The organism is Sphingomonas faeni (genome assembly GCF_040407505.1).
GTDB lineage: Bacteria > Pseudomonadota > Alphaproteobacteria > Sphingomonadales > Sphingomonadaceae > Sphingomonas > Sphingomonas faeni_E.
Genome location: NZ_JAPZPQ010000002.1, coordinates 452,154 through 466,378 on the forward strand (window position 1 = coordinate 452,154; position 14,225 = coordinate 466,378).

The 14,225-nt window shown below is 66.4% G+C and carries 13 protein-coding genes; 6 read left to right on the forward strand and 7 right to left on the reverse strand.

Going from position 1 to position 14,225, the window contains the following annotated elements; genetic code table 11:
• Window positions 1-86: 86 nt before the first annotated feature.
• The 4 genes from O6X71_RS08635 (at window position 87) to O6X71_RS08650 (ending at window position 5,220) form a co-directional block, all read left to right on the forward strand.
• Window positions 87-914 carry an SDR family NAD(P)-dependent oxidoreductase gene (locus O6X71_RS08635; protein WP_353465474.1) on the forward strand — a complete coding sequence of 276 codons (828 nt, stop codon included), beginning with the start codon at window positions 87-89 and terminating at the stop codon, window positions 912-914.
• Window positions 911-2,344: an MFS transporter gene (locus O6X71_RS08640; RefSeq protein ID WP_353465476.1), complete on the forward strand. Its 1,434-nt coding sequence runs from the start codon at window positions 911-913 to the stop codon at window positions 2,342-2,344. Before O6X71_RS08635 ends, O6X71_RS08640 begins: the two co-directional genes overlap by 4 nt.
• A gap of 237 nt (window positions 2,345-2,581) precedes the next feature.
• Window positions 2,582-4,459 carry a M1 family metallopeptidase gene (locus O6X71_RS08645; RefSeq protein WP_353465477.1) on the forward strand — a complete coding sequence of 626 codons (1,878 nt, stop codon included), beginning with the start codon at window positions 2,582-2,584 and terminating at the stop codon, window positions 4,457-4,459.
• Between the two features lie 137 nt (window positions 4,460-4,596).
• Entirely contained in the window at window positions 4,597-5,220 is a 624-nt protein-coding gene (locus O6X71_RS08650; protein WP_353465478.1) for a CHAP domain-containing protein, read from the forward strand.
• 358 nt (window positions 5,221-5,578) lie between these two features.
• Here O6X71_RS08650 and msrB read toward each other — a convergent pair whose 3' ends face one another.
• From msrB to O6X71_RS08670, 4 genes are all read right to left on the reverse strand, one after another.
• Complete coding sequence (gene msrB, locus O6X71_RS08655; RefSeq protein WP_247599598.1) at window positions 5,579-6,079, reverse strand: peptide-methionine (R)-S-oxide reductase MsrB; 501 nt, start codon at window positions 6,077-6,079, stop codon at window positions 5,579-5,581.
• 49 nt (window positions 6,080-6,128) lie between these two features.
• Window positions 6,129-7,367, reverse strand: coding sequence for a cytochrome P450 (locus O6X71_RS08660; RefSeq protein ID WP_353465480.1), 1,239 nt, complete (start codon window positions 7,365-7,367; stop codon window positions 6,129-6,131).
• Between the two features lie 141 nt (window positions 7,368-7,508).
• On the reverse strand, window positions 7,509-8,744 hold the full coding sequence (locus O6X71_RS08665) for an ABC transporter permease (protein WP_353465481.1): 1,236 nt from the start codon (window positions 8,742-8,744) through the stop codon (window positions 7,509-7,511).
• Window positions 8,741-9,667, reverse strand: coding sequence for an ABC transporter ATP-binding protein (locus O6X71_RS08670; protein WP_353465482.1), 927 nt, complete (start codon window positions 9,665-9,667; stop codon window positions 8,741-8,743). Before O6X71_RS08670 ends, O6X71_RS08665 begins: the two co-directional genes overlap by 4 nt.
• Window positions 9,668-9,711: 44 nt before the next feature.
• Between O6X71_RS08670 and queG the strand changes: the two genes are divergently transcribed.
• On the forward strand, window positions 9,712-10,932 hold the full coding sequence (gene queG / locus O6X71_RS08675) for a tRNA epoxyqueuosine(34) reductase QueG (protein WP_353465483.1): 1,221 nt from the start codon (window positions 9,712-9,714) through the stop codon (window positions 10,930-10,932).
• Here queG and O6X71_RS08680 read toward each other — a convergent pair.
• From O6X71_RS08680 to O6X71_RS08690, 3 genes are all read right to left on the reverse strand, one after another.
• On the reverse strand, window positions 10,929-11,402 hold the full coding sequence (locus O6X71_RS08680; protein ID WP_353465484.1) for an Hsp20 family protein: 474 nt from the start codon (window positions 11,400-11,402) through the stop codon (window positions 10,929-10,931). The genes queG and O6X71_RS08680 overlap by 4 nt on opposite strands.
• A gap of 198 nt (window positions 11,403-11,600) precedes the next feature.
• A complete protein-coding gene (locus O6X71_RS08685; protein WP_353465485.1) occupies window positions 11,601-11,972 on the reverse strand; it encodes a hypothetical protein in 372 nt (123 codons plus the stop codon).
• On the reverse strand, window positions 11,969-12,658 hold the full coding sequence (locus O6X71_RS08690) for an EI24 domain-containing protein (RefSeq protein WP_353465486.1): 690 nt from the start codon (window positions 12,656-12,658) through the stop codon (window positions 11,969-11,971). The genes O6X71_RS08685 and O6X71_RS08690 overlap by 4 nt, the downstream gene beginning before the upstream one ends.
• Before the next feature lie 483 nt (window positions 12,659-13,141).
• Here O6X71_RS08690 and O6X71_RS08695 point away from each other — a divergent pair, with 483 nt between their 5' ends.
• Window positions 13,142-14,140 (forward strand): adenosine kinase, encoded by a 999-nt coding sequence (locus tag O6X71_RS08695; RefSeq protein ID WP_353465488.1) that lies wholly within the window; start codon window positions 13,142-13,144, stop codon window positions 14,138-14,140.
• Window positions 14,141-14,225: the final 85 nt, after the last annotated feature.

Here is a 14,225-nt window from a genome sequence, read left to right on the forward strand (position 1 = left end):
CCCGCCGCAAACCCGTTTTTCGAACCAGCCGTCATTGACGAGTGCGAAGCCCGTACTATGCTCGCCAAAAGAGCAGGAGAGAGCGTGTGAGGTTTTCAGGCAAGCGTGCCGTCGTGACCGGCGGCGCGTCGGGCATCGGCCGGGCGACCGCGCTGCGACTCGCTGACGAAGGCGCTACCGTGCTGATCGGCGACATCGACGAAGCCGGCGGCCACGCGCTTGCCGACGCATCCGGTGGCCGGATCCTGTTCCAGCGTACCGACGTGCTGCAAGCGGGTGACATCGAGGCGCTGATGCAGACCGCCGACGATGCGGGCGGGCTCGACATCCTGTTCAACAATGCCGGCGCGGGCGGCTCGCGCGACCCGATCGGCGAGATTTCCCCCGAGGATTGGGACTGCACGCAGGCGCTGCTCCTTCGCTCGGTCGCGCTCGGCATCCGCTATGCCGCACCGCTGATGGCGAAACGCGGCGGCGGCGCGATCGTCAACACCTCGTCGGTATCCGCGCTCGGCACCGGCTATGCACCGACCGCCTATTCCACCGCCAAGGCCGGCGTGCTCCACCTGACCAAGCAGGCCGCCGCCGATCTCGCGCAGCACAAGATCCGCGTGAACGCGGTCGTCCCCGGCTTCATCGTCACCAACATCTTCACGCGCACGCTCGAACTCGACGCCGCCAAGACGACGCAGGCCGATGCGATGATCGCGCATATCGCCGCCGACGCGCAGCCGATCCGCCGCCCCGGCACCAGCGAGGACATCGCCGCCGCGGTCGCGTTCCTCGCGAGCGACGATGCGAGTTTCATCACCGGCACGCACATCCTCGTGGATGGCGGCATGACGATCGGCACGCGGCCGAGCTGGGACCCTGCGCAACCCTCGCTGTTCGCCATGCTCGACAAATTGAAGTGACGGCACCCGCCCGCCGCCTCTCGACCGGCACGATGGCGAGCTACGGCTTCGGCGCGGTCGCGTACGGGGTGAAGGACGCCGGGTTCGGCACGTTCCTGCTGCTGTTCTACAACCAGGTGGTGGGACTCCCGTCCGCCACCGTCGGGCTCGTCATCATGATGGCGCTGCTGATCGATGCGTTCGTCGATCCGGCGGTGGGCTTCTTTTCCGATCGGACACGGACCAGATGGGGCAGGCGGCATCCGTGGATGTACGCCTCCGCACTCCCCATCATGATCGGCTGGCTGCTGCTGTGGAACCCGCCCGCGATAATGTCGGAGCCGCAGACGCTCGTCTGGCTGTTCGTCATGGCGGTGCTCGTGCGCAGCGCGGTGAGTTGCTACGAGGTCCCCTCGGTCGCGCTGACCCCCGAGCTGACGTCGGGCTATGACGAGCGGACGCGGATCATGGCGTATCGCTATCTGTTCGGCTGGGTCGGCGGGCTGCTGATGCTGTTGTCGGCGTACCAGTATTTCCTCGCGTCGACCGCGGCATTCCCGAACGGCCTGCTGAACCGCGCCGGATACAGTGGCTTCGCGCTAGCGGGGGCGATCTTCATCGGCGTCGCGATCCTCGTTTCCGCGCTCGGCACGCATCACGAGATCAGGCATCTGCCGAACCCGCCGATCGCCAAACAGACTCTCCGCGAGTCCTTCGCCGAACTGCGCCAGACCGTGAAAAACCGCGCCTTCGCGATCCTGATGGCGGCGGGGGTCTGCGCGTACACGATTCAGGGCATCAGCTATGCGATGTCGAACTACCTCTACACCTATGTGTGGGGCTTCAAGGGGCCGGTGTTCGTCTATCTGACGATTGCGCTGTTCTCGGGTGTGTTCCTCGCGTTCCTCGCCGCGCCCCGGCTTGGCAGGACGGGGAGCAAGCCGAAGGCGGCGATGGGCGCGGTACTGCTCGGCGCGGCGCTCAATACGTCGCCGTACTGGCTGCGGATGCTCGGCGTGTTTCCGGAGGTCGGCGAGCCCACGCTACTGCCGATGCTGTTCGGGCTCTTCATCCTCGGCACCGCGTCGAACGTCACCGGGTTCATCCTCGGCGCGTCGATGATGGCCGACGTAGTCGAGGATTCGGAGGCGAAGACGGGCCGGCGGTCGGAAGGCGTGTTCTTCGCCGGCTCGTTCTTCGTCCAGAAATGCACGAGCGGGATCGGGATATTCTTCGCGGGGATGATCCTCGCGGTGGCGGGCTTCCCCGTCAAGGCAACGCCGGGGACCGTGCCGGTGGAGACGATCGACCGGCTGACGCTGATCTATGCCGGCCTTTATATCGTGCTGGCGTGCGTCTCGGCGTTCTTCTTCTCGCGCTTCCCCTTCGGCCGCGTCGAACACGAGGCACGGCTGGCTAGACTGGCAACGACACCGGTTCGCAACGACTAACGACGCCACCTCGTATGATCCTCCCCCGCCAGGGGGAGGTGGCTGGCCCTTGCCAGACGGAGGGGGAGGCATGCGAAACGTGCGTTCCGTGTCCTCCCCCTCCGTCACCTTCGGTGACACCTCCCCCTTGCGGGGGAGGATCGCGAGGACGCGCTAACCCCGCCCTTCCAGCAACGGGACCCGCGCGGTAGGACCGATGCTTGGCCTTCCCCTTGGAACGGCGACATCGGAGTTCCCATGCGCATCCCCGCTATAGCCACCGCCCTCGGTCTCGTCCTCGCATCCCCCGCCGCCGCGCAAACGATCGCACCGATCCTCACCACCCCCGACGCGCACGACCCGCACAGCTATGCCCGCCCCGCTGAAGCCCGCGTCACCCACGTCGCGCTGGATCTCGCCGCCGACTTCGACACCCACGTCATCCGCGGCATCGCCACCCTCGACATCCTCGCAAAGCCGGGCGCCAAGCTTGTCCTCGACGACAACGGCCTCAAGATCGTCAACATCACCGACGCCGCCGGCAAGCCGCTCCCCTACTCGGTAGGCGCGGTCGACAAGATTCACGGCGCACCGCTCACCGTCGCCCTCAACGGTGCCAAGAAAATCCGCATCGCCTACGCCTCGTCCCCCGACGCGAAGGCGCTGCAATGGCTCACCCCTGCGCAGACCGCGGGCAAGAAACAGCCGTTCCTGTTCAGCCAGGGCGAGGCGATCCTCAACCGCAGCTGGATCCCGACGCAGGACTCCCCCGGCATCCGCCAGACCTGGGAGGCCAAGATCGCCGTCCCCAAGCAACTCACCGCGGTGATGAGCGGGCTCGCGACCGGCAAGCCCGCCTGCGTCGCGGATCGCTGCACGTTCCAGTACAAGATGGACAAGCCCGTCGCGCCGTACCTGATCGCGCTCGCGGTCGGCGACATCGCGTTCAAGTCGACCGGCCCGCGCACCGGGATCTGGGCCGAACCCGCGACCTTGCCCAAGGCCGCGTATGAATTCGGTGAACTCGAGAAGTTCGTCGCCGCCGCCGAAGGGCTGTACGGCCCGTATCGCTGGGGCCGCTACGACGTGCTGGTCCTGCCGCCGTCGTTCCCGTTCGGCGGCATGGAGAACCCGACGCTCACCTTCGCGACGCCGACCGCGATCGCCGGCGACCGCAGCCTCGTATCGCTGATCGCGCACGAGCTTGCGCACAGCTGGTCGGGCAATCTCGTGACGAACGCGACGTGGGACGATTTCTGGCTCAACGAAGGCTTCACCAGCTATTTCGAGAACCGGATCATGGAAGCGCTCTACGGCAAGCGCCGCGCGGACATGGAGGCCGACCTCGCCTGGACCGACATGCTCGCCGCTGTAAAGGACGCCGGTGGTCCCGCCGCGAAGGACACGCAACTCCATCTCGATCTCGACGCGGCGCGCGATCCCGACGACGGCATGACGCAGATCGCCTACGACAAGGGCGCCGCGTTCCTCCGCACGATCGAGAAGCAGGTCGGCCGTGCGCGGTGGGATGCGTATCTGCGCAGCTATTTCGACCGCCACGCCTTCCAGCCGCAGACTAGCGCCGGCTTTCTCGCCGACCTCAAGTCGAAGCTGCTGACTCCCGCCGAAGCCAGGACGATCGGCGTCGACACCTGGGTCTATAGCCCCGGCATCCCAGCGAACGCGGTGCATGTAACGTCCGCCGCTTTCCCCGCGGTCGACGCGGCGGCCAAGGCGTATGCGGCTGGCGGTCCCGTCTCGGGCGTGCCCGGCAAGGCTACAACGCAGGAGATCACGCGGTTCATCACGCAGCTCCCGCGGAAACTCCCGGCCGAGCGGTTGAAGACGCTCGATACCGCGTTCGGCTGGAACACGACGGGCAACGCCGAGATCCGCTTCGCCTGGCTGCAACTCGCGCTCGCCAACCACTATGCGCCGGCCGACGCCTCGGCCGAGCAGTTCCTGACCTCGCAGGGACGCCGGAAATTCGTCGCGCCGTTGTTCCAGCAGATGATGGACTCGGGCGACTGGGGTCACAAGCTGGCGATGGAGATCTACGGCAAGGCGCGGCCGGGCTATCACGCGGTTACGCAGGTCACCGTGGACCGCATAACCGGTTGGAAACTCATGAACTGAGCCTGTCTGGACGCCATTTCGGGCGTTGGTCGGCGCGGTAACACGCTTCGTCGGATATGGTTCCCGCACGGGTTCCAATTAAATCGAACCTCCCGTAGCGCAGAATGCGACAAACGGGTTTTGGCCGGGGGGTCTCGATGAATTTCAAGGCGTTAGCAGCGCGTTTTGCGCTGGTGGTATCGTGCGGCCTGATGACGGCCACCCCTGCTGCGGCCCAGTTCTGGCAGTGCGTGACGTTCGCCCGCTCGGTTTCGGGCATCGAAATCCGCGGCAACGCGAACACCTGGTGGAGCCAGGCCGAGGGTCGCTACGAGCGTGGCCACACCCCGAAGGCCGGCTCGGTCCTCGCCTTCTCGCCGACCTCGCGGATGCGCGTCGGCCATGTCGCGATGGTCTCAAGGGTCGTCAGCGACCGCGAAGTCCTCCTCACCCACGCCAACTGGTCACGCCCCGGCGCGATCGAGACCAACGTCCGTGCGGTCGACGTCTCGCCGGCGGGTGACTGGAGCATGGTCAAGGTCTGGTACGGTCCGCAGGGCGACCTCGGCACCTCGGCCTATCCGACCAAGGGCTTCATCTATTCGGGCCACGCGCCTGCTGGCGATACGCTCGATGCGCCGGCGCAGCCTTCGTACCAGATGGCGAGTGCGACCCACACCGTGTCTGCAACGCAGCGCGCCAATGCTGCGCAGCTTGCGACGATCCAGCACGGCCCGACCGATCCGCGCGGGATCTTCACGCTGGTGAACGAGGCGAACTGAGGTTCGTCTTTGTGACAGTCGCCTGACGTTATCGACAGTCAACGCTCTACACTCGAAGTCTCGCTTCCGATCACACTTCGACGGTTCAGTGCACCAACCTTATCCTAACGACACCACCCCGGCGAAGGCCGGGGCCCAGTTGGAAAGGTCGCAGTGCCAGACCGCCACCTTTGTTAGCGGCGTCCCCCAACTGGACCCCGGCCTTCGCCGGGGGGGTGTCTTCTAAGGGCGATCACTGTTCGACTAAACTTCTTGTTCTCCCGCGAAGGCGGGAGCCCAGTCTGGATCCCCGCCTTCGCGGGGGAACACGCTAACTGCTCAGTTCCGATACGCGCCGAACACGTTCAAATGAACGCCCTCAAGCAGCTTTGAACGTCAGCGCATCGCCGTTCATGCAATAGCGCTTCCCCGTCGGCTTAGGTCCATCATCGAACACGTGCCCGAGATGCCCGCCGCACCGGCGGCAGTGCACCTCGGTCCGCCCCATCCCCATCGTCGAATCCACCCGCGTTCGCACCGCGTTCGGCAAGGGCTGCCAGAAGCTCGGCCACCCCGTCCCGCTTTCGAACTTCGTCTTCGACGAGAAGTTCGGCAGCGCGCACCCGCCGCACGAGAAGATACCCGCGCGATGCTCCGCGTTGAGCGGGCTCGAATACGGGACTTCGGTACCATCCTTGCGGAGCACGTTATACGCGTCGGGCGACAGTTTCTTGCGCCACTGCGCGTCGGTCAGCGTCACTTCGAACCGCTCGGCGGCCTGCGCGGGCTGCGACGTGCATCCCCAGAGCGCGAAGCCGGCAACGCCTGCTCCGGCAAGCGTGAGGAAAGCGCGGCGGTCCTGGGTCATGTTCGTCTCCATGGTTCGGATATAGGTACGGTCGAACCACCCGATAAGGTTACGCCGAGCCTCAGTATTTGCTGATTTCCACCGGCAGCGTGCGATAGCCGTGGACGAAGCACGCCGCGACCCGCGTCGGTTCGGCGAGCACGTTGATCCGCATGCGCCGCGTCGCCATTTCCTCCAGCAGGATCGCGATCTGCATTTCGGCTAGCCGTGCGCCGACGCAACGATGGATGCCGTGGCCGAACGCCAGGTGCCGCCGCGCGTTCGAGCGGTCGACTACGATCGCATCCGCATCGTCGCCGAACACGCTCTCGTCGCGGTTCGCCGAGATATACCAGAGCGCGAGTTTGTCGCCGGCCTTGATCTGCCGGCCCATCAATTCCGCGTCGGCGGTCGCGGTGCGGCGCATGTGCGCGAGCGGCGTCTGCCAGCGCAGGATCTCGCTGACCGCGTTGGGGATCAACCCCGCATCCGCCTCCAGCTTCGCACGCGACTCCGGAAACTTGTCGAGGCCATAGGCGAGCGCCGACATCGAATTGCGCGTCGTGTCGTTGCCGCCGACGATCAGCAGGATGAGATTCCCGATGAACTCGTTGTGATCCATGTGGCTCATCGCGTCCGAATGGATCATCATCGAGATCAGGTCGGGCGTCGGATCCTTGTCGATCTTCGCGTCCCACAAGCCTTTGAAATACGATCCGCATTCGAACATGTGCGCGAGCCGCTGGCCGCGCAGTTCCTCGTTCTTGACGATCTCGATATCGCCTGCCCAGTCCGACCATAGGGTCAGCTTCCGTCGGTCCGCCCAGGGAAAGTCGAACAGGATCGCGAGCATCTGCGTGGTGAGTTCTATCGCGACCGTGTCGACCCAGTCGAACGGCGTGTTCCATGGCAGGCTGTCGAGCATGTCGGCGGTCCGCCGCCGGATATCGCCCGACATCCGGGTCATCTCGCTGGGGGTGAAGGCGGGCGCGACCGTGCGGCGTTGGCCGGTATGCACGGGGCGATCTCGCGCGATGAACATCGGCATGCGGACGTCGCGCTCGGCGACGAAATCGGCGATCGTGATGCCGCCGGCTTCGGAGGAGTATAGGTCGGGGAGGGATTCGACCTCGACGATGCCCTTGTAGGAGGAGACGGACCAATAGGGGCCGTAGTCGGAGTGCTCGACATAGTGGACGGGGGACTCGGCGCGGAGCCTGGCGAACGGCGCCTGCCAGAGGTCGTCGCGGTAGAGTTCGGCGCGGCTCACGTCGAGCGGATCGACCGTCTGTTGCGCCACGTCTCTTACCAGAGTCGCCATCGTTTCTCTCCCCTGTTTTGCCGCAGGAGAGGCTTTGCTGACACTTATGTCAATAGGCCCCGTTCTCCTGCGAACGCAGGAGTCCAGGACCGCGAGGGATGGCGTTCGTTACCCTGGGCTCCTGCGTTCGCAGGAGAACGGTTAAGCGACTGCCTTGGCTTTGCGCCGCCAGAACGGCCTAGCAGTTCCCGATTGCAGCACGCCGCGACGGAAGAGGCGGGCCCCAACCGTTATAAAAATCGTCACCCACAAGGCCTGCCAAGCAAGCGCGGCGACGTGTGGCCACAGTTCGGGCGAGTTTGCCGCGCGGCCGGCCATTGCGAATGGCGAGGAGAGGGGGAACAGTTCGGCGGCGGTGGCGAGCCAGCTGCCGGGGTGGGAGACCGCCGCGGAGGACAGTCCGAACATCGCGACCTGCAGGATCGTGATCGGTAGCGACAGCATCTGGATTTCGCGCATCGTCGTCGCCTGCGCGCCGACGCCGAGGAACACCGAGCCGAGCAACAGGTACGCCATGCTGAAATACGCGGCGAACAGCAGCGCGAACATCGGCGCGCCGACCGCGGGCGTCAGGTCGCCCAGCGCCACCGCGGCGGCGGCGGGCATCAGCGACGTGATCTGTGTGACGACGGTGCCCCAGAACGCGACGAACAGCACCGCGACTCCGAACATCCCGATCAGCTTGCCGAAGAACACCGACTCTAGCGGCACCGCGGCGGCAAGCACCTCGATCACCTTGTTGTTACGCTCCTCGGCCATCGTGCCCACGACCTGGCCCGACAGGAACAGCGTCAGGAAGAAGATCCCGAACACCGCGAAGAAGGCGGATTGATGCTGGCCACCGACCGAAGTGGTCGAGCGCGTGATCTGCGTCTTGGTCGCGGCGATCGTCGGCAGCGTGCCGCCGAGCTTCTGCGCGGCGAGCGTCGTCTGCGCAAGCAGCCCGAGGTAATCGGCCGAGCGTTTGCCGCGCGGTCCGTACAGGATCTGCGGCGCGTCGAGCGGGCCGTACAGCACTGCGGAGGCGTCGACGTCCTTGGTCTCGAACGCCGCGCGCGCCTGCGCCGCGGGATCCGCGTTCGGCGCGACGATCGACAGTTCGGGGGGCGCTTCGTCGCTGCGGAACATGCCGCGCAGGCGCTCGTCAGCCTCGTCGATCGGCCGCGCGGTGGTGGCGGGGACGATCGCGATGATCCGCGTCTTGTCCTGGGCACCATCAGTAACGCTCGCCGCGCCCAGTCCGCCGATCGCGCCGAACGATCCCATGATCAGGGGCGCGAACAGGAACAGCAGGAAGATCGGCGTGAACACGGTGGCGATGAAGTCGCGGCGCGCGATCGTGAAGGTCTGGCGAAGGGTGCGACGGAAACGGCTCATGCCGCGTCCTCCTTCGCGACGTCGGCATGCTGCCCAACGATCCTTACGAACGCTTCGTGCAGGCCGGGCCGCTCGATCGACAGCCCTGAAATCCCGTATCCCGCGTCGATCAGTCTCACGAGCAAGCTCTCGATTCCTTCGTTCGGCAGTTCGAACCGCCAGCTGTCCCCGTCCGCTACCGCATCCGCCGGCAGCACGCCGCGGATCGCCGGATCGGGGCGGTGCGGCGTGTAGTGGACGTGTTGCGGCAATATGCCTCGCGCGTCCGCGACCGTGCCCTCGAACCGCCGCTTCCCGCCGGCGATGATCGCGAGGCGGTCGCACAGCCGTTCGGCGTGGCTCATGATATGCGTCGAGAACAGGATCGTCGCGCCGCGATCGCGCTCGTTGAGGATCAGCTTCTCGAGCCGCTCTTGGTTGACCGGATCGAGCCCCGAAAACGGCTCGTCGAGCACCAGAAGATCAGGCTGGTGCACGACCGAGCCGAGCAGCTGCACCAGTTGCGCCATGCCCTTCGACAGCTTCCGGATCTTCTCGTCGACCGCATGGCCGAGCCCGGCGGCTTCCATCAGCACCACCGCCCGCTCGCGGCCGGTCTTCCAGTCGAGCCCGCGCAAGGCCCCCAGGAATGCGATCGCCTCGCGCGCCTTCATCGCCGGATACAGCCCGCGCTCCTCGGGAAGATAGCCGACCCGGTCGCTCGCATCGCGCGGATTGTCGTAGCCGAGCAGCGTGCGGCTACCCTCGTCGGGCTCGATGATCCCGAGCAGCATGCGCAGCGTCGTCGTCTTACCCGCGCCGTTGGGCCCGAGCACGCCGTACACCGAGCCGCGTGGCACCATCATGTCCACCCCGTCGACCACGCGCCGGTCGCCGAACCGCTTCACGATCCCGTTCGCGGTGACCGCCCATTCATCGTTCACGCGCAATCTTCCTCCCGAGGGTGGCGTCGTGGTAGCGGGCGGACGTGGCGCAAGACAAGCTGGAACACAGGCTGAAGGCCAAAGCGGCGGAACTGGGCTTCGTCGCGTGCGGGATCGCGCATGCGGGGGCGGCGCCGCGCGCGGGCGAACGGCTCCACCAATGGCTGGCGGATGGGCGCCACGGCGACATGATCTGGATGGAGGAGCGCAAGCACCACCGCGAGAGTCCCGCCGGCCTCTGGCCTGAGGTGCGCAGCGTCATCGCGCTCGGCATGAGCTATGCGCCGAAGGACGATCCGCTCCGGCTGGCGGACGAGGGCGGGGTAGGGCGGATCTCGGTCTATGCGCAGGGGCCGGATTATCACGATGTCGTGAAGCGCCAGTTGAAGGCGCTCGGCCGGTGGCTGGCGGCGGAGGCGGGGCGCGACTTGCCGCCGTTCGACCTGAAGGTGTTCGTCGACACTGCGCCGGTGATGGAGAAGCCGCTTGCCGAAGCAGCCGGGCTTGGCTGGCAGGGCAAGCACACCAATCTTGTCAGTCGCGAGCATGGCAGCTGGCTGTTCCTGGGCGCGATCTACACGACGCTCGATCTGGAACCGGACCGCGGCGGCGTCGACACCTGCGGCAGTTGCGATGCGTGCCAGACCGCGTGCCCGACCGACGCCTTCCCGCGGCCGTACCAGCTCGATGCGCGCCGCTGCATCTCCTACCTGACGATCGAGCATGCCGGCCCGATCCCGCACGAGTTCCGCGCCGCGATCGGCAACCGCATCTATGGCTGCGACGACTGCCTGGCGGTGTGCCCCTGGAACAAGTTCGCCGCCGCCGCCAACACGAACCTAGCCTTCCACCCCCGCGCGGAACTCATCGCGCCCGAACTCGCCGACATCCTCGCGCTGGACGACGCAAGCTTCAGCACCGTCTTCGCGGGCTCCCCGATCAAGCGCATCGGCCGCGCCAAGATGATCCGCAATGCGCTGATCGCCGCGGGGAACAGCGGCGATCCCGTGCTGATCGAACCGGTCGTGCGACTGTTGGACGATCCCGCTTCGGTCGTTCGCGATTCCGCGATCTGGGCACTGGCCCGGCTCGATCGCGTGCGGTTCCTGAACGAACGCCCCAGGCGTGTTCTGGACGAAGCCGACGACGGCATTCGTGCTGCATGGGCGTCTGCCGACGTAATGCCGGCAGATCGGCAGCAGTCGACGCCTGCGGATGCGAAGGACGCTGCCGACCTCGCGGCCGACAGCGTCCTCCCGTTTTAGGCGACGTCCCGGTCGCCCTCGGGCGCACCGATGCGGTCGTTCGCCGCAGCCCCCGAGATCTCGATCCGGCGCGGCTTCATCGCCTCGGGCACTTCACGCCTCAGGGCGATGACGAGCAGCCCGTTGTCGAAGCGCGCGTTCTGCACCTGGACGAAGTCGGCCAACTGGAACCGGCGCTCGAACGCGCGGGTCGCGATGCCGCGGTGCAGGAACCGGCTCTCGTCGCGGTCGTCCGGACGTCGCCCGGTCACGGTCAGTTGGTTGTTCTGGGCCACGATCTCGATATCGTCGGGACGGAAGCCCGCGACCGCCAGCGTGATCTGGTAGCTGTCCTCGCTCTCGCGCTCGATATCGAACGGCGGGTAGCCTTCCGGGGCGTCCGTCCGTGCGGTGGTTTCGAGCAGGTCGAACAGCCGGTCGAAGCCGACCGTCGACCGGCGATAGGGAGCGAAATCGAAGTTGGTCCTCATATCCAAATCCTCCTCATGAGCAATCTGAGCACGAGGAACACCGGAAACCGAGCCGGTGCCCTCAGGTGACGCCGGACCGAAATGCGCCCGGCGACGGCAAAATAATTTTGCCTGGACCGGGTTCAAGAGGAGCTGTGAATTTTTTCGAAGGCCGTTCGTGCGGCCTGCAATCGACCGAAAACCGTGCGGGGAGAGCGACTATTTGCCTCCCTCACGCCGGGTCAGCGCCGCGACGCAACTCGCCCGGTCGATCGTGCTGCCATCGGGTTCGCGCGCGTCGAGATAGGTGACGCGGGGGGCGTCCGAACCCTTGGGGTATAGATACGCGTCCAGCACGCAGATGCCGCTCTGGAATTGGAGTTTTCGCGCGGTGCCTTCGCGGACGTCGGCATCGGGTTGGCCGAACAGTTTGGTCAGGCCTGCCGCATCCTGGCCGAGGACGCGTTCAAGGCCGACGCTCGTGTACGGTATCGCCGGGCGTCCGACCGCGGGCTTGGCTACCGGTGCGGCACAGCCTGCCAGTCCGCCACCGAGTGCCAGCGCGATGGCTATAGTGGTCAATCGCGTCATGGTCGGCCTTTGCGGGAATACTGGCTGTGGAAGTAATGCGTCGCCATCGCGGCCCCCAGCACGGGCGCGGCGATGTTGAGGACCGGAACCACGAACAGCCCGGTGTTCGCAAGCCCCAGCACGAATCGCCCCGACTTGGTCGTCGCACGCCAGCCCCGCATCGCCGCCGCATCCATGTGCCGCGCCGCCACCATGTCGCCGAGATCGCGTCCGAGCAGCCAGCCGTTGACGACGAAGAACGCGGCTGCCGTGCCGACACCGGTGACGAGCAGCGCGATGTAGACGGGCAGCATTACCAGGTTGACGAGCACCACGCGCGCCGCGGACCGGAGCCCCATCGCGAGGCTGCGAGCAAACGCGACGGGGCGGGCGGTCATCAGCGCGTCGGGATAATGTCGAGCCTCGACCGCCTCCACGACCTCATCCGCGAAGATCCCGACGACCGCGATCGCGACGGCACGGAACAGCAGCCACAGCGCCAGGATCGTGACGAACAGCGCGAACGCGGCCGCGAGTCCGCCGGAATGCCAGTCGAGCCACGCGGCCAGTGCGGCTTGCGTACCCCACCACGTGCCGACGCCGAGCAGCGCGAAGACAAGCAGCGTGACGACCATCGACTTCACGAACACGCGCAGGACCGGCGGATCGGTAAGCTGGCCAAGCGAGAGGATGAGGGCGCGGAGCATGGCTCGGGATGCCGTGGGGGCAGGCGAAGGTCAACGCGCGTTTCCGCCGTATCTCCGTCGTTTTAGCTTTTCGGCAGCCCGACCTTATCCCGTTCTCCCGCGGACGCGGGAGCCCAGCTAAACCACGAGCACCGCCCGAGACCCTGGCCCCCCGCGTTCGCGAGGGAACAGCAGAGGGCGGGGGTGTGTCACGGATTATCCAAACCGCCGAGCCGCCGAAGTTTGGCCCTCCCAAATTAAAGCCACCACCCCGGCGGAGGCCGGGGCCCAATTGGAAATGTTGTCGTGATGACGCGCAGCCCGTCGTTATCACCGTCCCCCAATTGGGCCCCGGCCTTCGCCGGGGTGGTGTCCTTTCCCGGCTATCGATCGGCGCTTCGATCATTGCATTGGTTACGGCCAATAATGCCCCCCCCCACGCCAGTTGCACCAATCCCCCCCGCGATTTACGGCAGGGCTTTCCCGCACCCCCGGAGTTTCCCCTTGAGCACACCAACTTACGACGTCGTCGCGATCGGCAACGCCATCGTCGACATCCTCAGCACCGCCGACGACGCGTTCATCACCGAGATCGGCGTCGCCAAGGGCTCGATGCAGCTCATGTTCTCGTCGGAAGAAGCCGATGCGCTCTACGCCAAGATGGGCCCGGGCATGGAAATCTCCGGCGGGTCGGCGGCCAACACCGTCGCCGGCATCGCCGCGCTGGGCGGCAAATGCGGGTTCATCGGTCAAGTCGCCGACGACCAGCTCGGCCAGGTCTTCGCGCATGACGTCCGCAGCATCGGCATCGAGTTCGCGACCCCCGTCCGCGCCGGCGATCCGACCACCGGCCGCTGCCTGATCTTCGTCACCCCCGATGGCCAGCGCACGATGAACACCTTCCTCGGCGCCGGGCAATTCCTGCCTGCCGCGGCGATCGACACCGCGATGATCGCCGACAGCGCGATCCTGTATCTCGAAGGCTATCTCTGGGATCCCGAAGAGCCGCGCGCCGCGATGCGCGCCGCGATCGATTGCGCACGCGGGGCAGGGCGGAAGGTCGCCTTCACGCTCAGCGACGTGTTCTGCATCTCACGCCACGGCGGCGATTTCCGCCAGCTCTTGTCGGACGGCCTGATCGACATCCTCTTCGCCAACGAGAGCGAACTCGCCGCGCTCGCCGAGACCGACGACTTCGACGCAGCGGTTGCCAAGATTTCTGCACAGGTCCCGACTTTGGTCGTGACCCGCGGCGAGCACGGCGCCTGCGCAATCCAGAACGGTGCGCGTGCCGAGGTCAAGGCCGAGCCGATCGCCAAGGTCGTCGACACCACCGGCGCCGGCGACCTGTTCGCGGCCGGCTTCCTCCACGGCCAAGCGCAGGGCTACGACCTGAACGCGTCGCTCAAGCTCGGCGCAGTCTGCGCGGCCGAGATCATCAGCCATGTCGGTGCTCGCCCAATGGTCGACATGAAGGCGCTAGCCGCCAAGCATATCGGCTGAGGCATGTTTCCCCGCGGAGGCGGGGACCCAGACTGGGCTCCCGCCTTCGCGGGAGAACAAGCTTGGGTGCGAAGACACAAAAAGG

What these genes read in the sequence shown, in the direction of transcription:
- O6X71_RS08645 (WP_353465477.1), top strand. Translation starts at nt 2,582, where the DNA reads ATGCGCATCCCCGCTATAGCCACCGCCCTCGGTCTCGTCCTCGCATCC.
- O6X71_RS08650 (WP_353465478.1), top strand. Translation starts at nt 4,597, where the DNA reads ATGAATTTCAAGGCGTTAGCAGCGCGTTTTGCGCTGGTGGTATCGTGC.
- msrB (WP_247599598.1), bottom strand. Translation starts at nt 6,079, where the DNA reads ATGGAGACGAACATGACCCAGGACCGCCGCGCTTTCCTCACGCTTGCC.
- O6X71_RS08660 (WP_353465480.1), bottom strand. Translation starts at nt 7,367, where the DNA reads ATGGCGACTCTGGTAAGAGACGTGGCGCAACAGACGGTCGATCCGCTC.
- O6X71_RS08665 (WP_353465481.1), bottom strand. Translation starts at nt 8,744, where the DNA reads ATGAGCCGTTTCCGTCGCACCCTTCGCCAGACCTTCACGATCGCGCGC.
- O6X71_RS08680 (WP_353465484.1), bottom strand. Translation starts at nt 11,402, where the DNA reads ATGAGGACCAACTTCGATTTCGCTCCCTATCGCCGGTCGACGGTCGGC.
- O6X71_RS08685 (WP_353465485.1), bottom strand. Translation starts at nt 11,972, where the DNA reads ATGACGCGATTGACCACTATAGCCATCGCGCTGGCACTCGGTGGCGGA.
- O6X71_RS08690 (WP_353465486.1), bottom strand. Translation starts at nt 12,658, where the DNA reads ATGCTCCGCGCCCTCATCCTCTCGCTTGGCCAGCTTACCGATCCGCCG.